Genomic DNA, 26,650 nt, shown 5'->3' with positions numbered 1-26,650 from the left:
GGAATCCATAGCTCTTTCGAGCTCATGTTGTTTCCACACTTTTTATTGGATAGCTTTATCTAGCGGCCTTTTGTTCTTTATGTTTGTGAAGGATAAAGGAGTTTGAAAAACTCAGGCTTGCCAGTACAAAAAGAAGAAGGGTTGTTGCTGGATAGCTAAGGGAGATATGATTGGTTTTGATGACAAAGAGAAGGGCAAAGGCAAGAATGGCAAAGAAAACGCTGAGGCCCCAAGTCATTCGGCGACTGAGTAAGTGCTGCTCAAAGAGCAGAGGAATGAGGAGACAGCCTAGAAGAAGGCTCGTTGGGAAAACGACATACTCGGCAGAAAAAATTGTCAAGATACTCAGAGTGACAAACAGGCAGCTAAGTACATGATGGGTATAGTTGAGCCAGTTTATTTTCATTTGAAAACCTCCTTTTGATGATGATTGTTTGGATACGGTTGATGGTGTAAAAACCACACTTTTACACCTTTATTATAAGTCTTTAAAAGCAAAAAGCAAGCGTTTACACTCTTTTTTATCCCGTTCATCAATCTTTTTCATTACTCTGAATTATCAGATATTTTCAAGCTTTCTGGTACTTCTTTTTCTTTCAAAAAATAGATTTTTTCGGTATAATAGTCAAAGATAGTCAATGTTAGAGAAGACTTGAATGCTTATTTTTAGATATAACAGATAGAAAGGTATATCATGGGCATCAAAAATACCTCGGATAGTATAGAAGAATATATCAAAAGAATTTTGGCGCAGGCGGGCATGGTCGAGCTGAAGCGCAGTGAGTTAGCTGATGTTTTTCAGGTGGTTCCGAGTCAGATCAATTATGTGATTAAGACACGCTTTACGGAGAGCCGGGGCTATATCGTTGAAAGCAAGCGCGGCGGCGGTGGCTATATCAGGATTGGTAAGATTGAATTTTCCGATCGGCACCAAATGCTGTCTGATTTGTTGGCCAATGTTGGTGAGTCGCTCAGCCAGCCAGTTTTTTCAGATATTTTGCAGCTGCTCTTTGATGAAAAAATTATTGGCCAGCGTGAGGGAGATCTGCTCCTAGCGAGTGCCAGCGATGCTGTCTTAGGAGCAGAGGCTCCGAGGATTAGAGCCAGAATGTTACGGAAAATTTTGCAGCAATTAGATAGAAAAGGAAATTAAGAATATGAATTATTCAAAAGCTTTAGTGGAAAGCTTAGAAGCGGCTCAGCTCTTAGCTGGTCATTTTGCTACTGATTATTTAGAATCGTGGCAGGTGCTGATGGCTCTGACTAATAATCCCTACAGCGTTGCAGGCTCGGTTCTAAATGAATTCCCTATTGAAGTAGATAAACTGGAAGAAGCAGCCTTTGACATTACTGGAAAAGAGTACCAAAAACAGGGTGGTTTTGACTTATTGCCTTTCTCTCACCGTTTGGAGGAGCTCTTTGCTCAAGCAGGGCAGATTGCGGAAGCCGTCCATGCTAAAAGCCTAGGGACAGAACACCTGCTCCTAGCCATGCTATTTGATCGTGGAACCTTGGCAGCTCGTGTGTTAGAAGCTGCAGGTTTCGGCTATGATGATAAGAGTGCAGCTCCTCGGTTCAGTGATTTACGAAAGGTTTTGGAGCAGCGTGCTGGCTGGGGCAGAGAGGAAATCAAATCGATCCGCTCGCTAAATAAAAACACGGCTTCTGCCAAACAAACCATGGCGAATATGATGGGCATGCCTCCTTCAACTAGCGGTGGCCTGGAAGACTATACTCGGGATTTGACAGAACTGGCTCGGGCTGGTCGTCTGGAACCAGTTATCGGGCGAGATGAAGAAATTTCTCGAATGCTTCAGATCCTCAGCCGCAAGACAAAGAATAATCCAGTGTTAGTCGGTGATGCGGGGGTCGGTAAAACGGCTCTGGCACTAGGCTTGGCTCAACGCGTAGCAGCTGGTCAGGTTCCAGCTGAACTTGCCAAGATGCGCGTCTTGGAACTAGACTTGATGAATGTCGTTGCTGGGACTCGTTTCCGCGGAGACTTTGAAGAGCGGATGAACAATATCATCAATGACATCGAAGAAGACGGCCATGTCATCCTCTTTATCGATGAGCTGCATACCATCATGGGCTCTGGCAGCGGGATAGATTCGACCTTGGATGCGGCCAATATCCTGAAACCGGCTCTGGCTCGGGGAACCTTGCGAACAGTTGGTGCTACGACGCAGGAAGAGTATCAGAAACATATCGAAAAAGATGCTGCTCTGTCTCGGCGTTTTGCCAAGGTAACCATTGAAGAGCCTACTGTGGCCGACAGCATTGCTATTTTGCAAGGTTTGAGAAAGAGTTATGAGGATCACCATAAGGTGCAGATTAGTGATCAGGCCATTGAAACAGCGGTCAAGTATGCTCATCGCTATCTGACCAGCAAGCATTTGCCAGACTCTGCTATTGACCTTTTGGATGAGGCCAGTGCAACTGTGCAGAACAAAGGACCGCAGAATTATAAACAGTCGGATTTGACGCCTGTGGATCAGGCTTTGATGGCTGGAAAGTTGAAAAAAGTCGGCCAGCTACTGGCAAAAGAGCAGGAGCCAACTGTTTACAAGCTGAAAGTGGAAGCAGGAGATATCCTGGAGACTCTCAGCCGCTTGTCTGGTATTCCTGTGCAGAAATTAACTCAGACAGATGCCAAAAAATATCTCAATTTGGAAAAAGAACTACACAAACGAGTTATCGGGCAGGATGCGGCAGTTTCGGCTGTCAGTCGGGCTATTCGTCGCAATCAATCGGGCATCCGCACCGGCAAACGCCCAATTGGTTCCTTTATGTTCTTAGGGCCAACGGGTGTCGGAAAGACTGAGCTGGCTAAAGCCTTGGCAGAAGTTCTCTTTGATGATGAATCCGCCCTGATTCGCTTTGACATGAGTGAATATATGGAGAAATTCGCAGCCAGTCGTCTTAACGGGGCGCCTCCAGGCTATGTAGGCTATGAGGAAGGCGGCGAATTGACGGAAAAGGTTCGCAACCGTCCATATTCAGTTCTTCTCTTTGACGAGGTAGAAAAGGCTCATCCAGATATTTTCAATGTCCTCTTGCAGGTCTTGGATGATGGTCAGCTGACCGATAGCAAGGGCCGCAAGGTGGACTTCTCCAATACCATCATTATCATGACCAGCAATCTGGGGGCAACGGCTTTGCGGGATGATAAGACGGTTGGTTTTGGGGCGCGTGATATCCGCTTTGATCAGGCTAATATGGAAAAACGAATTCTGGAAGAATTGAAAAAGACCTACCGGCCTGAATTTATCAATCGAATTGATGAAAAGGTGGTCTTCCACAGTCTGTCTGCTGAGGATATGCAGGAAGTGGTCAAGATTATGGTGCAACCGTTGATTGGGAGTCTGGCAGAGCAAGGCATCGTACTTAAATTCCAAGCTAGTGCCCTGAAATTGCTGGCTCAGGAAGGTTACGATCCAGAAATGGGAGCGCGGCCGCTGCGCCGTACCCTGCAGACGCAGGTGGAGGACAAGCTGTCTGAGTTGCTCCTGACTGGAGATTTGGCAGCTGGTCAAACGCTTAAAGTTGGTGTCAAAAACGGTCAACTCAAATTTGAAATGACTTAGGGAGGATGTGTGCAATGGAAATTCGTGTGATGACAGAAAAGGATTATGCCTCTGTTTACCAGCTGTGGCTCTCTTGCGCTGGTATGGGGCTCAATAACTTAGATGACTCTGAAGAAGGGATTGCCCGCTTTTTGAAGCGCAATCCTGAGACCTGTCTGGTTGCCTTGGAAGGGGAGAGCTTTATAGGTGCTATTCTAGTTGGCACAGATGGACGTAGAGCGTACATTTATCATACAGCTGTCCATCCATATTTTCGTAGAAAAGGAGTAGGCAGAGCTCTGGTCGAACAGGCCTTGTCAGCAGTGAAAAGACTTGGTATCCATAAAGTATCGCTGGTCGTTTTTGAAAGAAATGAACTGGGCAACCGTTTTTGGCAGGAGCTGGGATTTTCAGTTAGAAATGATCTGCTTTACCGAGATCAAGGACTAACGGAGATGATTCGACAGGATACATAAAAAGCTGATTTACTTAGCATTCTTGCTAGGCTAGTCAGAACCGTGTTATCATACTGAAGAATATCGTTTAGAAAGGCGGAAACTGTGTCTCTTCGTTACCTTACTCGAATCGCTCTTCTAGCAGCGCTCTGCGTCGTACTTCGCTATGCCTTTGCCGGCCTGCCCAATATCAAGCCGATTACAGCGTTGTATTTTCTCTTGGTGGATTTTGAGGACTTGAAGGGCTCGCTTCTGGTCATGTCTATCAGTATCTTTGTATCTTCTTTCCTCTTTGGAATGGGGCCTTGGGTCCTTTTCCAGATCTTATCCTTTGCGGTGGTCATTTGTCTATGGTACCTGCTGTATCGGCGACTAGGATTGTTTGGTCAGAGTATGTTGGCCTTGCTTTTAGCCTTTAGCTATGGTCTTGTGATTGATGGTATCACAGCTTTGATTTATCAAATGCCTTGGTGGACCTATGTGGCAGCGGGAGCAGGCTTCAATCTAGCCCACGCCTGGTCCACGATGCTCTTCTATCCTATCTTGTATTTTATTTTAAGGAGACTTTATCATGAAAAAAATCTTTAGTTTACTTACGCTTGCCTTTGCTCTCTTTTTAGTGGGCTGTAGCAATAATCAAACAAAAAACGATACCAGCTCTAGTTCGGCTGCTTCTTCCGTCAAAAAGGAACTGAAAATCAGCATCAGTATTGCACCAGAAGGTCAGAAGAAGAGCGAGAAAACGGTGGCTGTTGAAGAAGGAAAGACAGCTATGGATGCTTTGAAGAAGGCCTATAAGGTCGAAGAAAAAGATGGTTTTATCACTTCGATTGATGGTCATGCTCAGGATGAAGCAAAGGGCCTCTACTGGATGTTTAAGGTCAACGGAGAAATGGCTCCTAAGGGCGCCAATCAAATCACGCTCAAGGATGGAGACAAGCTAGAATTCTATCAAGAAGTCTATCAGCAATAAATCTTGTAGAAAAAGAATCTGATGCTTAAGATATTAGGTTCTTTTTTTGCGCTTAATGCAGTTTTAAAGTGTCTGAAAAATATTTTTATAAAATTTTATAAAAAACTATTGACAAAAGAAAAATATAGTTTATAATAAAATCATAGAAAGAATAAAATATAATAAAAAGGTTAAGCGTATGAAAGAAAAAATTGCAATCGTCTTTGGAACCTTTGCTCCCTTGCATCAGGGGCATATCGATTTGATTCAGAAGGCTAAGCGTTCTTATGACAAAGTGCGCGTGGTGGTTTCTGGCTATCAGGGAGACCGTGGCGAGGAAGTAGGTCTATCTCTGCAGAAGCGATTCCGTTATACTCGTGAGACCTTCGCAGATGATGAACTGACTCAGGTTTATAGACTAGACGAAACGTCTTTCCCTCGCTATCCTCTGGGTTGGGCTCAGTGGTTGCCCGCTTTATTGGACTTGGTGGGTTATGATTCAGAAGGCGAGGAGTTGATTTTCTTTGTCGGAGAGGCTGACTATCAGGCAGAGTTGGAAAAGCGTGGCTTCAAAACTTCTTTTGAGGAGCGGCAGTTTGGGATTTCAGCTACGATGATTCGGGAAAATCCTAGCCTTTATTGGAAATATATCGCCCAACCTTTCCGCCGTCACTTTACCAAGAAAGTGCTGATTATGGGCAGTGCCAGCAATGGTAAAACGACCTTGGCCAAGGATTTAGCTCGCTTCTATGATGCTCCGGTCAGTCTAGAATATGCTCGGGAGTACCAGATTCAGAACAATGTGCGAGACGATGAGTTGACACCTAAGGACTATTATTATCTGCTCTTGGGACAATATGCTCAGACTTCCCGCTTGATTGACAGCAGCGCCAACCGTGGTCTGGTCGTGGCCGATACAAATTCGCTAGTAACCAAGGCTTACTATGATTACTATCTGAAAGAAAGTCCCGTTCAAGACGAGGAGACAGATACCTTTGACAATCTCTTTGCTAGTATTTTGGCCAAGGAAAAATGGGATTTGATTCTCTTTGCTGAGCCGGTCGGCACCTATGTCAACGATGGCTTTCGTGACATGAGCATGGCGGACGAGGCTATCCGCAGTGATTTTTCAAGCTATCTGAAAAAGCTGAAAGAGCAGTGTTTGGCTCATATTCCGACGGTCTATCTGGCTAACAGTTATTTGGATAATTATCAGGCGGCTAAAGAAGCGATCGACATGATTTATCAAGCAGATTAAAAAAGAAAGTGGTAAAATAGAATGGTAGTAAAAAATCAAAAACTCTCACCTGCAGCTCTCTCCGCAGGACTAAAACAAAAATCTCAAACCTTTGCTCGGAATTTTCAGAATGTCTGTGCAGCAGCTAAAGAACAGGGTTTTAGCGGTATTGCCAAATTGCTCTGGCAGGATTTATTTGGCGGGCGTAGCTTGTCTCAATGGCTCTACTTGATCGCTCTTTCCAGTCTGCCCTTCATTTTGGAGTTTACCAGTGGGCAGGAGCAGCATGACTGGTTGGGACTCTTTGCTTCCTGGACAGGCATCGTCTGCGTCATCTTAGTAGCTGAGGGGCGGGCCAGCAATTACCTCTTTGGAGCTGTTAATTCGGCAATTTATCTCATTTTGTCCTTTCAGGCTAGCTTTTATGGAGAAGTGCTGACTACGGTTTACTTCTTTATCATGCAGCCGATTGGCCTTTATACTTGGCTGTCCAACCGAGTCAATGAACAAGATAAGACAGAGCCGTCTCATTTTGAAGCTAAGAAGTTAGACTGGCGTGGCTGGCTTAAATATTTGGCCTTGACCGCCTTGATTTGGATTGGTATGGGCTTTGCTTATAAGAGTATTCACAGTCACCGGCCTTTCCGTGATAGCGTGACAGATGCGACCAATGGCATCGGCCAGCTTCTCATGACGGGTCTCTATCGCGAGCAGTGGATTTTCTGGATTGCGACCAATCTCTTCAGTATCTACCTCTGGTGGGGCAACAACCTCCATATCCAAGCTATGTACTGGGTCTATACGCTCAATAGTATAGTTGGCTGGTATCAGTGGACCAAGGCAGTGACGAAAGCTTAGAGCAAGATTTGGAGGATTTTTGATAGAAAATATAGTTTAGGAAAGGAAGAGAAATTCATGACCAAACAGGATATCCCAGCGGGAATGTCAGAAAAAGAGTACTATGAAACAATGGTGGATGAATCCGCCTTTTTGGCATGGTACAAGACACAGGATTTGCCCAAGTATGAGACACCTAGCGTAACAGCAGATATGGTAGCCTACTGTTTCGTGGAAGGTCAGATAAAACTCTTGGTCATCCAGCGCAAGGCTCACCCTTATCAAAATAAATATGCTTTAGTCGGAGGTTTTGTAGACAAGCATGAGGATGCCTATCAGGCCTGCATTCGGGAAGTAAAGGAAGAGGTAGGGCTGGAGATACCGCTGGAAAAGGTGGAACAGCTGATGACGGTTTCCACTCCAGGACGTGATCCGCGAGGTTGGGTCATCACCATTGCCCATCTGGTTTATCTGCCGGCCATAGCAGTAGACCAAGTACAAGCTGGGGATGATGCCAAGGAAGTCACCTTTCTTGATGTTGACTTTAAGACAAGGAGTTTTAGAGACGGTGAGCGAATCCTGACAGCAGAGGACTTTGCCTTTGACCACTACCAAATTCTGCTGGAATCTATCAAGCGGATTCAGGGGCGACTTGACTGGAATCCAACTTTTCTCCATCTGCTGGAATCACCGTTTACTGTTTATGAAGGGACCGAGCTGGTCAATCTTATCTCGCCTAGACGACCTATCGTCAGCAATAATTTTCTAGTTAAATTTGGAGAATACTTGGAAGAGGCCGGTGTCAAGCGCGTGCCTAAGAAGAAACCGAGAAAAGTTTATAAACTGAAGACAGAAAAATCGGATTAAAAGAAAATTGATGATATAGTTTACTTGCAGGACAAAAATGTTCTGCTTTTTTTATTTTTATTACGAATATAAAAGTAGCGACATATCTGCTGAAGAAGAGAGGAGGCCTAAGTTCCGGATGCTATTTGCTTCAAAAATTTTTGAAAAATTCCATTTATCTAGTTGACATACTTTATTGCAAGTGTTACAATAATATTACAAAAAGATTTCCGAATGTTACAAAGGAGAAGAAAATGAAAACTAAGACTTATACAAAATTGATGGCTGCTACTGTTCTAGCTTCTAGCTTGCTTTTAGGGGCTTGTGGTCACAAAGAAGAAACCAACCCTAGTGCAAGTTCTAGCAAGACGGTTCAAGCTTCTTCTAGCTCTAAAGTTGCCTCATCTAGTAAGGCTAGCAGCGCTCCAAAAGCCAGCAGCAATGCTTCTTCAAATAAAACAGTAAGGCAAGCAGAACAAGTACAGAAAGCTGTGGAATCCGTTCAACCTTCACAAAACCAAACACAACAAGGAGTGGATCAGCAAGTTCAAAGTCAACAAAATACACAGGCTCAACCAAGCCAATCTCAACAAGCTCCTAGTCAACAAGCTACGCCGACTCAACCAACTAAACCAAATCAAGCGACTCAGCCAGCCCAACCGAGTCAACCAGCTCAAAATCCAGCCACTGATCGTCAGCTTCAAAACAAGCAGGCAGAAACAAATGCTCGCTATAAAGGCGTTTTGAATATGGTGGATGGAGATTTCTCTGCAGCTGCTGGCAGTTGGACAGATGCAGGAGGTAGTACAGTGACTGTTTCAGCAGGCGGACAATTTAGCGTCAAGTCAGCGAATGGAACTGTCAATACTTACCATGTTGCTTCATATGCCTATACTTTGGATGATGGTCGCTATACAGCTCAGCTGGGTTCTGCTGAGCCATCTGCTCCTAGATTGGGCATCCAAATCACTACTGGCGCTGATGGTAAAGTAGCCAGTGTTCAATTGATCAAATAAGAAAAAAGAAATTTGCAAAAAAAGGAGGCATCTTTGTAGATGCTTCCTTTTATTTCTTTAATGTTGGAGTTGCAAGAGTTCCTCAATCTCTGCCAATGTGCTAGCCTGCGAAATGGCACCGCGAAGTTTAGCTGCACCAGATGTCCCACGAAGGTAGTGAGGAGCGAGTCCGCGGAATTCACGAACGGCTACGTTTTCTCCTTTGAGGTTAATCAAGCGTTTGAGGTGTTCATAAGCAATCTTCATCTTGTCCTCAAAAGTCAAATCAGGGAGGATTTCGCCTGTTTCAAAATAGTGATTGATTTGGTTGAAGAGGTAGGGATTTCCCATAGCTGCACGGCCAATCATGACAGCGTCAGCGCCGACTTCTTTGATGCGTTGTTTGGCTTCTTGCACGCTGCGGATATCACCGTTGGCGATGAAAGGAATCTTGGTAAGAGCTTGGGCCACATCGTGCAAGGTCTCAAGGTCAGCATGACCAGTATACATTTGCTCACGGGTGCGGCCGTGCATGGCCAAGGCTGAAACACCAGCCGCTTCGGCTGCCAGAGCATTTTCTACAGCCAGTGAGCTGTCGGACCAACCTGTCCGCATCTTGACTGTCAGAGGAATATCTAGAACGGACTGAACCTTGTTGATGATTTTATAGATTTTCTCAGGATCCTTGAGCCACATAGCGCCAGCTTCGTTTTTGACGATTTTGTTGACTGGGCAGCCCATGTTGATATCGACGATATCCGTCTTGGTGTTTTCTTGGATAAATTCCGCTGCGCGGGCTAAACTGTCCTCGTCGCTACCGAAAAGCTGGATAGAAACGGGATTTTCTCCCTCATCAATATGGAGCATATGGAGAGTTTTCTCGTTGTTATACTGGATGCCCTTGTCAGAGACCATTTCCATCACGACCAGGCCTGCTCCCAGCTCTTTGGCAATGGTCCGGAAAGCAGAGTTGGTTACGCCAGCCATAGGCGCCAGAACCGTACGGTTGGGAATTTCAACATTCCCAATCATAAAAGGGGTATTAAGATTTGTCACGAATCAGTTCCTCCAAGTCATTTTGGTCAAAGTGATAGGCTGTCTGGCAGAATTGGCAGATGATTTCAGCTCCGTGGTCTTGGTCACGCATCTCTTCTAAGTCAGCCTTTGGCAGGGTAGCCAAGGCATTCATGAAGCGCTCTTTGCTGCAGTCGCACTGGAAGCGAATTTCCTCTTCAGACAGGCGTTTGTAGGGCTCGTCTCCATAGATGGCAGCCAGCAGTGCTTCGATATGGTCATCGGATTCCAGCAGTTTTGAGATAGCAGGCATTTCTTGGATCCGCTTCTCAAAGCGAGCAATATCAGCTTCTTTGGCACCAGGCAGAACTTGTACCAAGAAACCACCAGCAACCTTAACTTTATCATGCTCATCCAAGAGAACATTGAGGCCAACGGCAGAAGGAGTTTGCTGGCTTTCAGTCAGATAGAAGGCCAGGTCTTCGCCGATTTCACCAGAAATGAGTGGTGTCATAGAATTGTAGGGATTGCCAGTGCCGTAGTCCGTGATAACCAAAAATTGACCAGAGCCGACAAAGGGACCAACTAGAACTTCGCCGGTGGCTGTCTTTTTAATATCCACACCGGGATTTTGCACATAGCCCTTGACATTTCCCTCGGTATCTGCCACGGTGATGATTGCGCCTAGCGAGCTGCTACCAAGAACTTTGACGGTGATCTTGGTCTGGCCCTTTTCATTAGCCGCCAAAATCTGGCTAGCAATCAGTGTGCGACCAAGTGCAACGGTAGAGCTTGCTTGAGTTTGATGTTTTTCTTGAGCGGTCCGAACCGTCTCTGTGCTATCCAGCACATAAGCACGGAAAGAACCATTTTCTGAGATAGTTTTAATAATTTTGTCCATACCTTTTATTTTAACATAAAAATAAAAACAAACGTAGCCTTTGTGCTTGTTTTGTCAAAGATTTCTTCTTTACATTGTACTAGAATCAAGTCAAACAAAAAGGAGAAGATGATTAATCAGAATTTAGAGGCGATCTAGCAGTGGCGGATGCGTTTGATTTGACAAATGTAACATATTTAGTTACAATTAAATCATAAATTACGAATGGTATCAAAAAGGAGAGCATATGATTGAAATTACTTATCTAGATGCAGCTAAGTCAGAACGGAAGATAACTTTCGAGTCTTATGAGGAGTTTGAACTATCCCAGCAAGCCTGCCTGATCGGGGTGGCGGATTATCATCCAGTTAAAAAGTTAGTTTATAATGGCCATGATTTGGACTACCATGGGACTTATGGAGATGTGTACTTTTTCCTGATGAAACAGGATTTGAGCCAATATAAGTAAAAAGGAGAAATACAATGGCAAAAGCAATTACAGATGCAACATTTGAACAAGAAACAAAAGACGGTTTGGTCTTGGTAGATTTCTGGGCAACTTGGTGTGGGCCATGTCGTATGCAAGGCCCAATCTTGGACAAATTGTCTGAAGAACTTTCAGAAGATGTCTTGAAAATCGTTAAAATGGACGTTGATGAAAATCCAAACACAGCTCGTGCCTTTGGAATCATGTCTATCCCAACCCTTCTCTTCAAAAAAGACGGCCAAGTGGTGAAACAAGTCGCTGGTGTTCACACCGCGGAACAAATCAAGGCCATCGTTGCTGAATTAAGTTAAAATCAAAGCACTTCCCATTCGAAAAGGGAGTGCTTTTTTGTTTGCATAGAAAAAGCCCTGTTCCTCAAACTGAGGCCAGGGCTCTTTTTGTTTCTTATTCTTCTGTTCCAAGGCAGTTTTTAGCAACAAGAGCTGCAAGAACACCACCTACGATTGGTGCAAGAATGAAAATCCATACTTGTTGAAGAGCGGCACCACCTACCAAGACAGCAGGCGCTAAGCTACGAGCTGGGTTCACTGAAAGTCCAGTGATGTTCAATCCCACAAGGATCATAGCTGTCAATGACAAACCAATCACCAAACCAGCAATCGCACCATTTCCCTTGCTTTCTGAAGTCACGGTCATGATCACCAAAACAAACAAGAAAGTTGCGATGACTTCAAACAAGAAACCACCAAAGACAGTTACACCTTTTGCCAAGGCATTTTCACCAAGACTAGCAGTTGACATGCCTGAGTTAGCCAAGAGGAAGAAGACCGCACCTGACGCAAGGAAAGCTCCAACTACTTGTCCAAGGATGTAGTTTACAAGCTCTGAAGATGACAAACGTTTGTTTACAAACATAGCGATTGAAACAGCTGGGTTTAAGTGGGCACCTGAAACAGTTCCGATTGAGAAAGCTGCTACCACGATTGCCAAGCCAAATGCTAAAGCAATTCCTAGGTGACCAAGACCCTCAACACCATTTCCAAAAACAACGGCTCCTGTTCCGATGAACACAAGCATGAACGTACCGATTAATTCAGCGACAAATTTTTTCATGATAAGTCTCCTTTTTCAAAACTATGTATTAGTCTATCAAAAGAAGGAAAGGGTTTCAAGAAAATTGATTGGAAATTTACTGGTTTGCCTTACTGTCTTTTAATTGAGGGATTCGATAAAAAATACATTTCCTCTATAGGGCTTATCAGTCGCTTATCTCACTAGCATTTAGCAACTTGATATAATCCAGACCCCATTTCTCCACAGCATCTAAAACAACTCTGAATCCCCGCCCCATTTCGGTTAAGCTGTACTCAACTCGTGGGGGAACTTCAGCATAGACCTTTCTTTGAACAATCTTATCCTTTTCTAATTGACGGAGATGACGTGTCAAAATAGTTTGAGTAATCCCAGGCAATAATCTCTGCAATTCTTTAAATCGTTTAGTACCCGTACTCAACTGATAAATGATTACCAGTGCCCATTTCCCTGTTAAAACCCTTTGCGTTGTCGCAAATGGACAAATACCATACTCACTCACTTTATTGGGCATAAAATACCTTCTTTCTATTTTTTAAAAAAAATTTATCTTTTAGTATCAACAATAGTACTACTTTTGATACTAGCTATCGAAGAAGTGTCTACTTGTTTTTTTGATTTTAACTGTTACAATTATACCATAAAAAAGAAATGGAGAATAGATATGTCAACAAACTTAGAAATTTTCAATGCTTATAACCAAGCTTTAATTGCTGGTGACTTTCCTGGTGTCTTTGAAACGATGGCAGACGATATTATCTGGCATCAACCTGGTACTCATAGTATATCTGGTACAGTTGTTGGTAAGGACAAGCTAGGAACTCACCTAGCTACATTTGCTGAGAAAACTAATGGAACCTTTAAGGTGATAACAAATTGGGTTTCTGACAATAAGGATTTAATCGCAGCTAATGTTACTTTTCTCGGAACACGTGCTGATGGTACTGAACTCAATATGAACGGGATTGACCTCTTCCGTATTGAAGACGGAAAAATCAAAGAAGTTTGGCTCTTCTCTTCAGATCAAGCTGAAGAAGATAGCTTTTGGGGATAATTTAAGAGGCCTGAACAAAAAATTTTGATTTTAGAATTCTTTATTATAAATTTTTAAAATCGATAGATTAGAAAAAAAGCGAACAAGACAGTATTCTGAGTGTCAGATAACTCGTTTTGTTCGCTTTTTATATTTAAGGTTAGACTTTTGTCTCAGACTCTTTTAATTTACTCTCCCAACTCAGCACTGTAGGCGATAATCTGATCAACTGTATCAGACAAGAATTGGATGGTATCACGGAGTGGTTTATCCATTGAGATATCGGCTTCGATAATCATAGCTGACTCAAGCGGAGTCTTGCTGCTGCCAGATTTGAGCAGTTCTAGCCAGTCACGGGCAGCATTTTCGTCATTTTTCAGGTGTAGGTAGCTGGTGTCTCTCACGCCCCTAGCTTGCCTCATTAGTCCTCTATCGATTTAAGAAAAATGATATATTCCAGTTTTTTTGTTGGAAAATATAGTTTTTAGGTTATAATAGGAAGAAGGTAAATTACAAGGTATAGAAAGGGCGCTGTTTATGCTTGAGTCATTATCGCAGTTTGGCTTTATTTTGATGGTTTTCACGCCGTTTATTGCGGTGCCGATTTTCTGTTTCTTTGTAGGCTGGATGATTCCTAGGTCGCAAATAACGGAAAAAAGTATCATGGCTGTATTAAGCTTTGTCCTTTTTTGCTTGGTTTTGATTTCATATTATGCTCCTCAACTGTTGGGAATGTTTTTTTGGGGTCTGATTTGGTTCTTTATTGGCCTCCTACGTGCTAAAAATTATAGCAAGTCACAGTTTTGGATGAGGTGGCTCGTATTTATCGTCTGTTTTACAATCTATATTTTGGTTTATCTATATTTCTTTAAACTTTTTTAAAAATTTAGCTTCAAATTTCATTTTAGGAACAGATTTATTGAATCATGTAAAAACAGACTGAGACATTTTTGTCTCAGTCTGTTTTTTATTCCTCCAACTCCTCACTGTAAGCAATAATCTGATCAACTGTGTCGGACAAGAACTGGATGGTATCGCGGAGCGGTTTGTCTGTCGAAATATCTGCTCCGATAATCAAAGCTGACTCAAGCGGAGTCTTGCTGCCACCAGATTTGAGCAGCTCCAGCCAGTCACGGGCACCATTTTCGTTATTTTTCAGGTGTAGATAACCGGCGGTAGAGATGACTAAGCCTGCTGAGTAAGTATAGCTGTAAAGCCCCATGTAGTAGTGGGCTTGGCGCATCCAGGTCAGGGCAGCATCGTCGTCAATCTCAACGGCATCGCCCCAGAATTCTGTCAAAACTTCTTTCATGATAGCGTTGAGTTTGCTTGCACCGAAGGTTCCGCCTTCTTCAATCAAAGTATAGACCTTGCGTTGGAAGGCAGCTTCCAGCAAGTGAGTGATGAAGTTGTGGAAGTAGGTATCCGTCAGACGGTGTGCCAGGGCAAAGCGTTTCTGGCGAGGATTATCAAATTGGTGCTCCAGATAATCACTGAGCAGGAGCTCATTAAAGGTAGACGGTGCTTCCACATAGTAGGTGGACATGTGGGCGTTGAAATAGCTTTGGTGATTGTCAGAGAAGATAAACTGACCGGAGTGGCCAATCTCGTGAATCAGAGTATAGACATCACTCATACGTCCAGTCCAGCTCATGAGGACATAAGGGTGAACCCGATAAGGATCAGCAGCATAGCCGCCAGAATCCTTTCCAGCATTGGCCGCAAAGTCGACCCAGCGTTCTTCCTTATAGCGGGCAACTTCTTGACAATACTCTTGTCCGAGTGGCTCGACTGACTTCATGACGAGGTCGTAGGCATCTTCAATGCTGACTTCGGGATTGAGCTCGCTGTCCAAGTCCAGCTTCCAGTCGGCAAAAGTCATCTTTTCCAGTCCATTGACCTTAGCGACATGCTTGAGGTATTTCTGAGCTACTGGGGCAAATTCACTCATAATTAAGTCAATCTGCCGGTCAAACATAGAGCGATCAACTTCTTGCTCAGCTAGCAAGTAGTCAAAGACAGAGTCATAACCTTTCATGTCAGCCAGCAGTTTTTCAGACTTGACCTGAGCCAGATAGGCAGCAGCGGCAGTGTTTTGGTGCTGACGAAGGCCTTCAGAGAAAGAACGGAAAGATTTTTCGCGGATTTCTGCATTTTCATGGTTTTGGTAGAAATTCTCATAGGTGACAAAACTATTTTTGTAAACTTTTCCGTCTACTTCAAAGTCAGCCATGGCAAAGTCGCCGGCCCGCATCTTGGTGTAAATATCCTGTGGACTGTAAAAGACTTCGCCCAGATTGGTCAAGGCTTTTTCGACGTCTGCTCCCAGATAGTGGGCTTTTTTGATTTTAGCTTGGCGGATAGCTGAAGTCAGATGGGGCTCTTGGCCTAATCTCTCTAAGACAGCTTCGTCTGCACCGACCAGGGCGTCGTCAAAGAAGCTGAGTGCGACATTGGCCTCGGTCTCAAACTCCATGGCTGCTTGGGCAATCTGCGCAAAGCTCTCGTTACCAAAGTCAGTGGTCTGTGGCATAAAACCGTAGTTACCGATGTGGCTGATTTGGATATAAATCTGCTCTAACTCAGCAAATGCCCGCTCAAAATCTTCGAAAGTGTTAAGCTTGCCTTGGTAATCACGGACGAATTTTTGGATGTCCTCTCTGGCCTTTTCGATGGCCCGCAGGAAGTCCTCTTGGTCTTGGTAAAGGGCCGTTAGGTCCCAGAGTTCATTTTCTGGAAATTCAGAACGATGTTTTTGTTCCATAGTTTACTCCTTTTGATTAAATAGCTATATTCAGTATAGCAAAAAATCCTTCAGAATGCCTTGCTTATAGGAAAAAATTAGGGAAATATGACTTCAGCAGTCTGCTTAGAAAAAAGAAAAATAGATTTTCAGTACTTTTATAGAAAAAAGCCATTTTCAGCCTTTTTCTTTTGCCTGAAATTGTGGTAAAATAGGGTCTGTACGTGCTTGATACAAAGATGAGGATATAATAAGCCACTGAGAGTATGAAATTAAAGTCAAAGTGCTAACAGAACACGTCCTATGGGTTGCTTAAGGGCGTAGTATCTTGATCTTTGTAGCCAAGGCGTATGAAAAAATTTGAGCATGTGCTCGGCAAGGAGTCTTTATGACAAAACAAGTTTTTAAAACTATTTTTGCAGGTCGTGAGCTGGTAGTTGAAACTGGTCAGGTTGCAAAGCAGGCAAATGGCAGCGCCGTTGTTCGATATGGAGAAAGTACCGTTTTAACTGCGGCGACCATGTCCAAAAAGATGGCTACTGGTGACTTTTTCCCATTGCAGGTCAATTATGAGGAAAAAATGTATGCAGCTGGGAAATATCCTGGTGGCTTTAACAAACGTGAAGGCCGTCCATCAACAGATGCGACTTTGACTGCCCGCTTGATTGACCGTCCGATTCGTCCTATGTTTGCAGAAGGTTTCCGCAATGAAGTTCAGGTTATCAATACTGTTCTTTCTTATGACGAAGATGCTTCGCCTCAAATGGCTGCTATGTTTGGTAGCTCTCTGGCTCTTTCTATCTCAGATATTCCTTTTAATGGCCCTATCGCAGGAGTTCAGGTCGGCTATGTAGATGGTGAATTTATCATCAACCCTAGCAAGGAACAAAAAGAAGTTTCGCTTTTGGAACTGACAGTGGCTGGTACCAAAGAGGCTATCAACATGGTAGAGTCTGGAGCCAAGGAACTGTCTGAAGATGTCATGCTGGAAGCTCTTCTCAAAGGGCACGAAGCAGTCAAAGAATTGATTGCCTTCCAGGAAGAAATTGTCGCAGCAGTCGGCAAGGAAAAAGCAGAAGTAGAATTGTTGCATGTTGATGAAGAGTTGCAAGCAGAGATTATCGCAGCCTATAACAGCGATTTGCAAAAGGCTGTTCAGGTAGAAGAAAAACTGGCGCGTGAAGCAGCAACTCAGGCTGTCAAAGACCAAGTCACAGCAGTCTACGAAGAAAAATATGCAGACCACGAAGAATTCGACCGTATCATGCGTGATGTGGCTGAAATCTTAGAACAAATGGAGCATGCAGAAGTGCGCCGTTTGATTACCGAAGATAAGGTTCGTCCTGATGGCCGTAAGGTTGATGAAATCCGTCCGCTGGATGCGGAAGTGGATTATTTGCCGCGCGTGCATGGTTCTGGTCTCTTTACTCGCGGTCAAACCCAAGCCTTGTCTGTCCTGACTCTGGCACCAATGGGCGAAACGCAAATTGTGGATGGCTTGGATCCGGAATACAAGAAACGTTTCATGCACCACTATAATTTCCCGCAATACTCTGTCGGGGAGACAGGCCGTTATGGTGCTCCTGGTCGTCGTGAAATCGGACACGGTGCTCTTGGGGAGCGTGCCTTGGAGCAAGTCTTGCCTAGCTTGGAAGAGTTTCCTTACGCTATCCGTCTGGTAGCAGAAGTCTTGGAGTCAAACGGTTCATCCTCCCAAGCCTCTATCTGTGCGGGTACTTTGGCTCTGATGGCCGGTGGTGTGCCGATTAAGGCACCGGTTGCTGGTATTGCCATGGGCTTGATTTCAGATGGTAGCAACTACACGGTTCTGACGGATATTCAAGGTTTGGAAGACCACTTTGGCGATATGGACTTTAAGGTAGCTGGTACTCGTGAAGGGATTACAGCTCTCCAAATGGATATCAAGATTGAAGGAATTACAGCGGAAATCCTGACAGAAGCTCTTGCTCAAGCCAAGAAAGCTCGCTTTGAAATTTTGGACTTGATTGAAGCGACTATTCCAGCTCCACGTCCTGAGTTGGCTCCAACTGCTCCGAAAATTGATACCATCAAGATTGATGTGGACAAGATTAAAATTGTCATCGGAAAAGGCGGGGAAACCATCGATAAGATCATCGCTGAGACCGGTGTTAAGATTGACATTGACGAAGAAGGAAATGTATCCATCTACTCTAGCGATCAAGCGGCTATTAACCGTGCTAAGGAAATCATTGCTGGCTTGGTCCGCGAAGCTAAAGTGGATGAAGTTTACCATGCTAAGGTTGTTCGGATTGAGAAATTCGGTGCCTTTGTCAACCTCTTTGACAAGACCGATGCCTTGGTTCACATTTCTGAAATGGCTTGGACTCGAACCAACAATGTCGAAGACTTGGTGCAAATTGGTGATTTTGTCGATGTTAAGGTCATTAAGATTGATGAAAAAGGCCGCGTAGATGCGTCTATGAAAGCTCTCTTGCCACGTCCACCTAAGCCAGACAAGCCAAAGAGAGACCACGATAAACATCAGGAAAAAGGGCATTTTCATAAGAAACATGAAGAAGCTCCTAAAGCTAAATCAGAAGAATAATGAAAAGGGAGTGATCAGGCTCAATTACCTTACAAAGTTTCTTTGTGTAGGGCCTACTCCCTTATTTTACCTAATGAAAGGAGAAGAAGATGGGCTGGTGGAAAGAAGCCATTGAGATTGTAAAAGAAAATGATCCGGCTGCTCGTACTTCGCTGGAAGTCATCCTGACTTATCCAGGTGTCAAGGCCTTGGCAGCCCACCGTCTTTCTCATTTCCTCTGGAAGAAAGGCTTTAAGCTACTGGCACGTATGCACAGCCAATTTTGGCGCTTTTGGACTCAGATTGAGATTCATCCAGGTGCTCAGATTGAGTCTGGAGTCTTCATTGACCATGGTGGTGGATTGGTTATCGGTGAAACGGCCATCGTGGAAAAGGGTGCTCTTCTGTATCATGGCGTGACCTTAGGCGGAACTGGTAAGGATATAGGGAAACGGCATCCGACTGTGCGTCGGGGTGCCTTGGTCTCTGCTCATGCTCAAGTCATTGGCCCAGTTGAAATTGGTGAAAATGCCAAAGTTGGAGCTGGAGCAGTTGTTGTGGCCGATGTGCCTAGTGATGTAACTGTAGTTGGAATCCCGGCTAAGATCGTGCGTGTTCATGGTCAGAAAGATGAGCCAACCATCCACGAGGTGGAAGAACAGCGAGAATATTATTTGGATAAGCTGGAGCATGCCCGCGAAGCCAGCCACCATTCGTCGGGGTTGTAGAGAACAGTTATATATAAGTAAGGGAAGTGGTCGGAATGGATATTATTTTTATTATTTTAGCTTTATTTTTATTTATTTGTTTTTACATTTACTCTAAACAAAAAGAAATGAGAATGGACATGGAGGCAGATTATAGCGATATTATAGGTCGAAAAGAAGTGATTGATGGGAAATTGTGTTTATTGTTTGAGTATACAAGATATCAACCACGAAAGTATGATTATATTCTTGATAATTTTTTTCCTGGGCGAAGTGTCTTTGCAATTGATCCGAGAACAAATGAAGCTGATCCAAAACTGGAGTATGTTATCTTAGATAGGATAGACCTAGAGTATAAGAGAAATCACAAAGAAATATTCGCTCCTCTCTATATAGTTTTTACGATTAAACCCAGAGAGGAATATAGTAACTATTCAACAAGTATAATCCATAATGCCCCTGTTCAAAATAATTATGCCGGGAATAATTATCAAGATAATAGATATAGTGTTTATTATAATGAGATTATTTCAGTGCTAAATGATTACAAAACAGAATTGATTCAACATGGTATCAAAGATAGCGAAATTAACAGTATCATTACTTCTCCGCAGGATAAACAAAAATTGAAATATTTTGTAGAGAAGTATGAGCCGATCTTAAGAACTATTGAAGTTGCGAGTGCAGCTGCTACACTTTTTGATATATTGCTGAAATTTCTATAGATAGTAGGATATAGGAGTAATTATGATTAAAATTTACGACACCATGACCCGCAGCCTACGTGAATTTGTGCCCATTGAAGAGGGCAAGGTTCGCATGTACGTCTGCGGTCCGACGGTTTATAACTATATCCATGTCGGCAATGCCCGCTCAACAGTAGCTTTTGACACAGTTCGTCGCTATTTTGAGTATCGGGGATTTGAGGTCAACTATATTTCCAATTTTACAGATGTAGATGATAAGATTATCCATCGCGCCAAGGAAGAAGGCATAACGCCTCAAGAGGTGGCTGACAAGTATATCGCTGCCTTTCGTGAGGATGTGACGGCTTTGGGTGTCAAGTCTGCGACCCGTCATCCGCGTGTTGTGGAGTTTATGGCTGACATCATCCGTTTTGTAGAGGATTTGATTGACAAGGGCTATGCCTATGAGTCAGAAGGCGATGTCTATTTCCGCGTCGAAAAGTCTCACAATTATGCCAAATTAGCCAACAAAACCTTGGCAGACTTGGAGTTGGGCGCTTCTGGTCGGACAGATGAGGAGACCGCTCGTAAGGAAAATCCGGTGGATTTTGCTCTCTGGAAGGCAGCTAAGCCGGGCGAGATTTCCTGGGACAGTCCTTGGGGAGCAGGTCGTCCGGGCTGGCACATCGAGTGCTCGGTCATGTCGACGGAGATTTTAGGTGATACCATTGATATCCACGGTGGCGGGGCAGACCTAGAGTTTCCTCACCATACCAATGAAATCGCCCAGTCAGAGGCCAAGACTGGTCAGACTTTTGCCAACTACTGGATGCACAATGGCTTTGTCAACATCGACGATGTTAAGATGTCTAAATCTCTAGGCAATTTCATTACTGTTCACGATGCTCTCAAGACCATTGATGGTCAGGTGCTGCGTTTCTTCTTTGCTACCCAGCATTACCGCAAGCCGATTAATTTCACAGAAAAAGCTGTTCATGATGCAGCAACCAATCTCAAGTATTTGAAAAATACCTATGGGCAGCCTTTCACTGGTCAGGCAGACTCTGCTCAGCTTCAGAGTTTTCTGGACAAGTTCACCGCTGCTATGGACGAAGATTTCAATGCTGCTAACGGTATCACGGTTGTCTTCGAGTTAGCCAAGTGGATCAACTCTGGCAATTACACCGCTGAAGTTAAGGCAGCCTTTGCCAAGCTCTTAGAAGTTTTTGGTATCGTCTTTATAGAAGAAGTCCTGGATGCGGACATTGAGCGCTTGATTGAGGAACGCCAGGCAGCGCGGGCTAATCGAGACTTTGCGACTGCAGACCGTATTCGGGATGAATTGGCCGCTCAGGGCATCAAGCTTTTGGATACTAAGGACGGAGTGAGGTGGACACGTGACTGATGTCAACCTGATTAACGGCATTGCCCTCGCTTTCGAGGGGGATGCTGTCTACTCCATGTATATCCGGCGGCACCTGATTTTTCAGGGTCTGACCAAGCCCAATCAGCTGCACAGGGAAGCGACTAAGTATGTTTCTGCCAAGGCTCAGGCTAATCTCATCTCTCTCATGATAGAAGAAGGGATTCTGACGGAGAAGGAAGAGGATATCTACAAGCGTGGCCGCAATGCCAACAGCCACACCAAGGCTAAGAATACGGACATCGTCACCTACCGTATGTCTACCGGATTTGAGGCAGTCATGGGCTACCTGCATATGACCGAAGCCATTGAGCGACTGGAAGAGCTGATTGACTGGTGTATTCGGAAAATAGAGGCTTTGTTCTGATTTTGAAAGGAACTAATTTATGAGTGATTTCTTACAATTTGATAATTTTAATTTTAAATTGGCTATTATTCAGGAGTTGATGTATGAACAAAACGTGCTTGAGCCACGATTTGACGTCTACAGTTTTTGTGAATCTGATAACTTATCTGTAGATCCAGAAGACTTCTATGAGGCACCAATTCCTGAAGTGCAGGCTTATTTCGAACAGTTGGAAATACCTAAAGAGTATGCGCAGAATGTGGAAAGCCTCTTCTTTGATGGAGGAAATGAGATCTATGCACAATTGATTCCCTTGTGGGATGGGGAAGATGAACAATTTGATTTGGAAAATGTGACTGAAAAGGAGCTATCGCAGTTTTCGAATTTAAAAACCATTGACGGAACAATTTTTCCATTTTCTAAAGAAGTGCGTGATTTATTCGAATCCAAAGGAATTGAGATTGAAGAGTGACATAAACTAGTAATGCTTTGATGGTTTCTATTGATTGTCATCTTATTTATTCTGAGATAGAATTCTTTTACTAACAACCACTAGGATTTAAGAAATTTATATATCAAAGACGAGTTTTACATAAAGCTCGTTTTTTGATGCTCCTATATAAACAAGCATGTTGTCTCAAGAAAAACTGGAAAATTTTATAGAAGATTGAGTTTGAAACTTTAAATATATAATTGGATGAAAAGTAGGAGATTGAAATTTATTTTCAGAAAAGTATTGACATGTTTTCTGAAAAAGAGTAGAATGGCTCATGTTTTAAAGGAGGAACTTATGTTTGCCAAGTTAAAAGGCTTTTTTATTGGACGCCCATTAAAATCTGGAAAAGAGGGAGAAGATGGCCATTTATTGACTAAGATGCAAGCTTTAGCCATGCTCTCCAGCGACGCTTTATCTTCGATTGCTTATGGACCAGAACAGGTTGTTTTAGTCTTGACGTCTGTTTCTGTTGGTGCCATTTGGTGGTCGCTTCCCATAGGAATTGTCGTATTGATTCTATTAGCGAGTTTAACGATTTCCTATCGTCAGGTTATTCATGCTTATCCTCAAGGAGGAGGAGCTTATATGGTGACGACAGAAAATCTATCTCCAACGGCAGGTTTGATCGCTGGCGGAAGCTTGCTGGTAGATTACATGTTGACAGTAGCCGTTTCAGTCGCTTCTGGAGCGGACGCAATTACCTCTGCAATTCCCGTCTTACATCCCTACAATTTACATATTTCCATTTTCCTAGTTCTCTTGTTGATGCTAATGAATCTCCGAGGATTAAAAGAATCGGCTACTTCCTTGATGATTCCTGTCTATCTTTTTATTGTCAGCACCTTATTGTTGATTGGTTTTGGTTTTGTGCAAATCCTGACAGGAAATTTAGACTATCACGCAACTGCGAGCATTGGTAGTCCGATTACTGGAGTAAGTTTGATCTTGCTGCTTCGTGCTTTCACCAGCGGCTCTGCTTCCTTGACAGGAGTGGAAGCTATTTCCAATTCGGTTCCTTTTTTCAAGAAACCAAAAGCTCACAATGCCGCAGCCACCTTATCAATTATGGCTTTAATCCTAGGTATCATGTTTGCTGGTATTACCTTCTTGAATTATTGGATTGGCATCGTGCCTGTCAAAGGTGTAACGACCCTGGCTCAGATGGCGCAAGCGATTTTGGGAAGCTCTCCCCTTGGTCGTATCTTGTTCTATGTTTTCCAATTGTCGACTGCTTTGATCTTAGCAGTGGCAGCCAATACAGGCTTCTCAGCCTTTCCGATGCTTTCCTACAATATGGCTAAGAATAAATACATGCCTCATATGTACATGGAAAAAGGAGATCGGCTCAGCTATTCTAATGGCATTTTCACCCTGGCTTTTGGAGCTATTGCACTTTTGTTTATCTTTAAGGGAAATACAGAACGTTTGATTCCCCTGTACACGATTGGTGTATTCGTGCCCTTTGCTCTTTCCCAGACCGGTATGGTTGTCCATTGGAAGAAAAAATATGGAAATAATTTCTTGAAGCATTCGATTGCGAATATCCTTGGTGCGATCATTTGTTACGGGATTGTCCTTATTTTACTTTTATTCCGTCTTCAAGATATCTGGCCTTTCTTTCCTATTATCATCGTCTTGACTTGGCTGTTCTTGTCTATCAAGCAGCACTATAATAGAGTCGCTAAACAGTTGAGATTGCATGACCACATTGAGCGACAGAACTACACTGGTAATACAGTAATTGTCCTAGTCGGGAATGTTACTAGAGTCAGTGTTGGTGCGATGAGCTATGCTCGCAGTATCGGAGATGAAGTCGTGGCAATGCACGTTTCTACAGCAGAAACTGCTGAAAAAGATGCTGAAGTCGCCGAGGAATTTGCTGACTACTTCCCAGATATTCGCTTCGAGACAGTCACAACTAGCTATCGCAATATCATCAGTCCGACAGTTCAGTATGTGATTAAGGTAGCCAAGCGAGCCAAAAAAGAAGGAAGAACAGTGACAGTCCTAGTACCTCAGTTCATACCTAAAAAGAGATGGCAAAATGTCTTGCATAACCAGATGAGTTTAAAATTAAAATACTATTTGAAATGGTATGAGGATGTCGTGGTTGCAAGTTATTCTTATCACTTAAAAGAATGAGCGAATGCCTTTACTGAATGAGAAAAAGGAGTTGAAGATTTTTCAACTCCTTTTATTATTTATTGGAAATAGCACAGAGCTAATTTGTCTGTACTTTTTGGTAATTTTGATAAAATTCTACCTTGATCTTAATAAAAGTCTCCAAGTCTCGTAAAAGTTGCAGAAGTGTAGCGCGGGTTTCAAATTCTTGCCGAGTCTTAGGAAGCGGGCGTTCGCGAAAGACAGCCAAGCAGGTTTCGATTTCTTCAACTAGTTCGTGAGCAGGATTTTCTTGACTGAGCTGTTGGGCTGTCTTGGAGAAAAGACGTGCTAAAATCAAGCTCTCACTGGCTGCCAATTGGCAGTTGTTGATGTTACCTGCCATGTCTTCTAAAATGCGATTCTGCGCCTGCCGCATTTCAAAATAGTGAATGTGGTAGTTGGTCTGATGAAAGAGATGGTTGGAATGGTCCAGATAGACTAGTGCTAAGGCTTCTTGAAGGATAGTATCCAGTTCCTTGATTAGAGTTGCATCGTTTCGGCCGTCGCCGGCTTTCAAGAAATATTCAAAACGCAGTAGAATTTTCTTCAGTTGCTCTTCAACTTGAATACGATAGTTCTCAATATCTTGCTGGTTTGAAGCCATATAAAGATTGGCTAGGAGAGCGAATCCCGTTCCGATAAGGAAAACGGCCATTTCATTGGCCAAAAGAGACCAAGAAACAGAATGGGCCAGCAGCAGATGAGTGACCAAAACTGTGCTGGGGGTGATGCCTATTTCCCAGCCAAAGAGATAAGCCAAGGGAACGTAGAGTAGGATATAAATCCCTAAGCTCCAAAGGTTAAACCCCAAAAGGATGAAAGCTAAGCTCCCGATGGCTAGTGCTAAAATAGTAGACAAGAGGCGGTTGCGGGCTAGTTTGATAGTGCTTCTGCGGGTGTCGGAAACGCTGAGGATGGCAATGATACCGGCTGATATAGCATTGCTTAGACCTAAAAAAGCAGCTAGAGCCGCAGCAAGACATGTTGCAAGAGCTAGTTTGATGGTACGTTGGAGGAGAGGCATAAGCTTCTTTCTATTTCATAAAGTTTTATCTATTATATCACATGATTAGTCGTAGACATGTGAGCACAATATGTCAATGTTTAAAAATTGCAGAAAGGTGCTGCTCCATAGATGCTACGATTATGGTAGAATGACTGGAGTTGAAAAGTCGGATAGTCTAGGTGAAATTTTTTTGACTAGACGGCAAATTTATCGTACAATAGAAAGTAGCGAAAAAATGCCTGGCTAAATGCCTGTGTAATCTTAAGGAGAATAACTTTGGAATTAGAAGTATTTGCAGGACAAGAAAAAAGTGAGCTTTCGATGATTGAGGTAGCACGTGCCATCTTAGAATTGCGCGGGCGTGACCATGAAATGTATTTCGATGAGCTTGTCAATGAAATTCAAAATTATCTGGAAAAATCAAATAGCGAAATCCGAGAAGCGCTGCCTCTATTTTATACAGAACTGAATGTAGATGGCAGTTTCATTCCACTTGGTGACAATAAATGGGGTCTTCGTTCTTGGTATGCGATTGACGAAGTCGATGAAGAAATCATCGCTTTGGAAGAAACGGACGAGGAAGACGAGCCTAAGAAACGCAAGAAAAAACGCGTTAATGCCTTTATGGACGGCGACGAAGATGCAATTGATTACAGCGATGATGATCCTGAAGATGAGGACTCATATGAAGAGGATCCAGCTCTTTCATACGATGAAGACAATCCAGATGATGAAAAGAGTGAGGTTGAAGCCTACGATGCTGAAATCAATGAAATAGCTCCAGATGATCTCGGCGAAGAAGTTGAGTTAAATGAAGAAGACGATGAATATTCTGACGATGATCAGGATGTTGAAGACGAAGAATAATAATCAAGAAACAACTGCTTTTTGAAGCAGTTGTTTTTGCGTTCTAACATGTCTTAAAAAGTCCCTGAGATGTCTCAAATTTTTTTGTTAGGAACCAGTTAGAGCATAAAATAGACAGGATGGAGGAATGCCCCCTGAAGGAAGATTTTTTCTTGTAGAATCATATTATCAAAGAAAAAGGAGATAACATGAACTTCAAGGAACGCTATGAGAAAGTGCAGTGGATCGTCCGTCGCTGTGCACGGGATTATTATGTACATTTATGGGAGAGTAGTGACTGGGAACAAGAGGG

At 43.4% G+C, this 26,650-nt stretch carries 28 protein-coding genes and 2 pseudogenes; 22 read left to right on the top strand and 8 right to left on the bottom strand.

The genetic code is table 11. From position 1 onward, the window contains the following. Positions 1-55: 55 nt before the first annotated feature. Positions 56-406: a hypothetical protein gene (locus D8872_RS04190; protein ID WP_125390064.1), complete on the bottom strand. Its 351-nt coding sequence runs from the start codon at positions 404-406 to the stop codon at positions 56-58. Between the two features lie 288 nt (positions 407-694). Here D8872_RS04190 and D8872_RS04185 point away from each other — a divergent pair, with 288 nt between their 5' ends. The 9 genes from D8872_RS04185 to D8872_RS04145 all read left to right on the top strand — a co-directional run bounded on the left by D8872_RS04185 (position 695) and on the right by D8872_RS04145 (position 8,909). Continuing rightward, the gene (locus tag D8872_RS04185) at positions 695-1,153 is read left to right on the top strand and encodes a CtsR family transcriptional regulator (RefSeq protein ID WP_125390063.1); all 459 of its coding nucleotides are present in this window, start codon (positions 695-697) and stop codon (positions 1,151-1,153) included. A 4-nt stretch (positions 1,154-1,157) separates the two neighbouring features. After that, positions 1,158-3,587: an ATP-dependent Clp protease ATP-binding subunit gene (locus D8872_RS04180; protein ID WP_125390062.1), complete on the top strand. Its 2,430-nt coding sequence runs from the start codon at positions 1,158-1,160 to the stop codon at positions 3,585-3,587. A 14-nt stretch (positions 3,588-3,601) separates the two neighbouring features. Next, entirely contained in the window at positions 3,602-4,042 is a 441-nt protein-coding gene (locus D8872_RS04175) for a GNAT family N-acetyltransferase (RefSeq protein ID WP_005591148.1), read from the top strand. A gap of 84 nt (positions 4,043-4,126) precedes the next feature. Next, entirely contained in the window at positions 4,127-4,609 is a 483-nt protein-coding gene (locus D8872_RS04170; protein WP_125390061.1) for an ECF transporter S component, read from the top strand. Then, on the top strand, positions 4,593-4,994 hold the full coding sequence (locus D8872_RS04165) for a DUF4430 domain-containing protein (RefSeq protein ID WP_125390060.1): 402 nt from the start codon (positions 4,593-4,595) through the stop codon (positions 4,992-4,994). The genes D8872_RS04170 and D8872_RS04165 overlap by 17 nt, the downstream gene beginning before the upstream one ends. 178 nt (positions 4,995-5,172) lie before the next feature. Further along, positions 5,173-6,231, top strand: coding sequence for an AAA family ATPase (locus tag D8872_RS04160; RefSeq protein ID WP_125390059.1), 1,059 nt, complete (start codon positions 5,173-5,175; stop codon positions 6,229-6,231). 21 nt (positions 6,232-6,252) lie between these two features. Continuing rightward, complete coding sequence (pnuC, locus tag D8872_RS04155; RefSeq protein ID WP_125390058.1) at positions 6,253-7,068, top strand: nicotinamide riboside transporter PnuC; 816 nt, start codon at positions 6,253-6,255, stop codon at positions 7,066-7,068. Positions 7,069-7,125: 57 nt separating this feature from the next. Then, positions 7,126-7,914: an NUDIX domain-containing protein gene (locus D8872_RS04150; protein WP_125390057.1), complete on the top strand. Its 789-nt coding sequence runs from the start codon at positions 7,126-7,128 to the stop codon at positions 7,912-7,914. A 233-nt stretch (positions 7,915-8,147) separates the two neighbouring features. Next, on the top strand, positions 8,148-8,909 hold the full coding sequence (locus D8872_RS04145; RefSeq protein ID WP_125390056.1) for a hypothetical protein: 762 nt from the start codon (positions 8,148-8,150) through the stop codon (positions 8,907-8,909). Between the two features lie 57 nt (positions 8,910-8,966). Here the strand turns inward: D8872_RS04145 and dusB are convergent, their stop codons facing one another. Next, positions 8,967-9,944: a tRNA dihydrouridine synthase DusB gene (dusB, locus tag D8872_RS04140; RefSeq protein WP_125390055.1), complete on the bottom strand. Its 978-nt coding sequence runs from the start codon at positions 9,942-9,944 to the stop codon at positions 8,967-8,969. Then, positions 9,931-10,803, bottom strand: a complete 873-nt coding sequence (hslO, locus tag D8872_RS04135; RefSeq protein ID WP_125390054.1) for an Hsp33 family molecular chaperone HslO — start codon at positions 10,801-10,803, stop codon at positions 9,931-9,933. The genes dusB and hslO overlap by 14 nt, the downstream gene beginning before the upstream one ends. 226 nt (positions 10,804-11,029) lie before the next feature. Here hslO and D8872_RS04130 point away from each other — a divergent pair, with 226 nt between their 5' ends. Together D8872_RS04130 and trxA are read left to right on the top strand one after the other, a co-directional pair. Then, positions 11,030-11,251, top strand: a complete 222-nt coding sequence (locus D8872_RS04130) for a DUF4649 family protein (RefSeq protein WP_045497807.1) — start codon at positions 11,030-11,032, stop codon at positions 11,249-11,251. A gap of 14 nt (positions 11,252-11,265) precedes the next feature. Continuing rightward, complete coding sequence (gene trxA, locus D8872_RS04125; protein ID WP_001029581.1) at positions 11,266-11,580, top strand: thioredoxin; 315 nt, start codon at positions 11,266-11,268, stop codon at positions 11,578-11,580. 94 nt (positions 11,581-11,674) lie between these two features. On the opposite strand, the gene D8872_RS04120 is transcribed toward trxA, so the two are convergent. Next, positions 11,675-12,343 carry an MIP/aquaporin family protein gene (locus D8872_RS04120; RefSeq protein ID WP_125390053.1) on the bottom strand — a complete coding sequence of 223 codons (669 nt, stop codon included), beginning with the start codon at positions 12,341-12,343 and terminating at the stop codon, positions 11,675-11,677. Positions 12,344-12,488: 145 nt separating this feature from the next. Further along, positions 12,489-12,836: a winged helix-turn-helix transcriptional regulator gene (locus tag D8872_RS04115; protein WP_125390052.1), complete on the bottom strand. Its 348-nt coding sequence runs from the start codon at positions 12,834-12,836 to the stop codon at positions 12,489-12,491. A 150-nt stretch (positions 12,837-12,986) separates the two neighbouring features. On the opposite strand from D8872_RS04115, the gene D8872_RS04110 reads away from it, so the two are divergent. Further along, complete coding sequence (locus D8872_RS04110) at positions 12,987-13,376, top strand: nuclear transport factor 2 family protein (protein WP_000106197.1); 390 nt, start codon at positions 12,987-12,989, stop codon at positions 13,374-13,376. A 167-nt stretch (positions 13,377-13,543) separates the two neighbouring features. On the opposite strand, the pseudogene D8872_RS04105 reads toward D8872_RS04110, so the two are convergent. Further along, a pseudogene (locus D8872_RS04105) lies at positions 13,544-13,747 on the bottom strand (oligoendopeptidase F); the annotation flags it as partial. Between the two features lie 145 nt (positions 13,748-13,892). Here D8872_RS04105 and D8872_RS11000 point away from each other — a divergent pair. Next, entirely contained in the window at positions 13,893-14,237 is a 345-nt protein-coding gene (locus D8872_RS11000; RefSeq protein ID WP_125383456.1) for a hypothetical protein, read from the top strand. Between the two features lie 85 nt (positions 14,238-14,322). On the opposite strand, the gene pepF is transcribed toward D8872_RS11000, so the two are convergent. Continuing rightward, positions 14,323-16,119, bottom strand: coding sequence for an oligoendopeptidase F (pepF, locus tag D8872_RS04095; RefSeq protein ID WP_125390051.1), 1,797 nt, complete (start codon positions 16,117-16,119; stop codon positions 14,323-14,325). A gap of 367 nt (positions 16,120-16,486) precedes the next feature. Between pepF and pnp the strand changes: the two genes are divergently transcribed. The 7 genes from pnp (at position 16,487) to kimA (ending at position 24,464) form a co-directional block, all read left to right on the top strand. Beyond that, positions 16,487-18,685: a polyribonucleotide nucleotidyltransferase gene (pnp, locus tag D8872_RS04090; protein WP_125390050.1), complete on the top strand. Its 2,199-nt coding sequence runs from the start codon at positions 16,487-16,489 to the stop codon at positions 18,683-18,685. Between the two features lie 89 nt (positions 18,686-18,774). After that, positions 18,775-19,392, top strand: coding sequence for a serine O-acetyltransferase (gene cysE, locus D8872_RS04085; RefSeq protein ID WP_125390049.1), 618 nt, complete (start codon positions 18,775-18,777; stop codon positions 19,390-19,392). 35 nt (positions 19,393-19,427) lie between these two features. Then, positions 19,428-20,096, top strand: coding sequence for a hypothetical protein (locus D8872_RS04080; RefSeq protein WP_125390048.1), 669 nt, complete (start codon positions 19,428-19,430; stop codon positions 20,094-20,096). A gap of 22 nt (positions 20,097-20,118) precedes the next feature. Next, complete coding sequence (gene cysS / locus D8872_RS04075) at positions 20,119-21,462, top strand: cysteine--tRNA ligase (RefSeq protein ID WP_125390047.1); 1,344 nt, start codon at positions 20,119-20,121, stop codon at positions 21,460-21,462. Then, complete coding sequence (locus D8872_RS04070) at positions 21,455-21,847, top strand: Mini-ribonuclease 3 (protein WP_125390046.1); 393 nt, start codon at positions 21,455-21,457, stop codon at positions 21,845-21,847. The genes cysS and D8872_RS04070 overlap by 8 nt, the downstream gene beginning before the upstream one ends. 19 nt (positions 21,848-21,866) lie before the next feature. Beyond that, entirely contained in the window at positions 21,867-22,298 is a 432-nt protein-coding gene (locus tag D8872_RS04065) for a DUF6892 domain-containing protein (protein WP_005591125.1), read from the top strand. 318 nt (positions 22,299-22,616) lie between these two features. After that, on the top strand, positions 22,617-24,464 hold the full coding sequence (gene kimA, locus D8872_RS04060; protein WP_125390045.1) for a potassium transporter KimA: 1,848 nt from the start codon (positions 22,617-22,619) through the stop codon (positions 24,462-24,464). A gap of 79 nt (positions 24,465-24,543) precedes the next feature. Here kimA and D8872_RS04055 read toward each other — a convergent pair whose 3' ends face one another. Then, positions 24,544-25,509, bottom strand: coding sequence for an aromatic acid exporter family protein (locus D8872_RS04055; protein WP_125390044.1), 966 nt, complete (start codon positions 25,507-25,509; stop codon positions 24,544-24,546). Between the two features lie 258 nt (positions 25,510-25,767). On the opposite strand from D8872_RS04055, the gene rpoE reads away from it, so the two are divergent. Then, positions 25,768-26,358 (top strand): DNA-directed RNA polymerase subunit delta, encoded by a 591-nt coding sequence (gene rpoE, locus D8872_RS04050; RefSeq protein ID WP_015604416.1) that lies wholly within the window; start codon positions 25,768-25,770, stop codon positions 26,356-26,358. 188 nt (positions 26,359-26,546) lie between these two features. Next, positions 26,547-26,650, top strand: a pseudogene (locus D8872_RS10995) (sigma-70 family RNA polymerase sigma factor); the annotation flags it as partial.

Origin of the sequence: Streptococcus cristatus (assembly GCF_003943815.1) — a bacterium.
Classification (GTDB): domain Bacteria; phylum Bacillota; class Bacilli; order Lactobacillales; family Streptococcaceae; genus Streptococcus; species Streptococcus cristatus_F.
The sequence above is the reverse complement of the archived record's forward strand: the minus strand, read 5'-3'. Positions and strand labels throughout refer to the sequence as shown.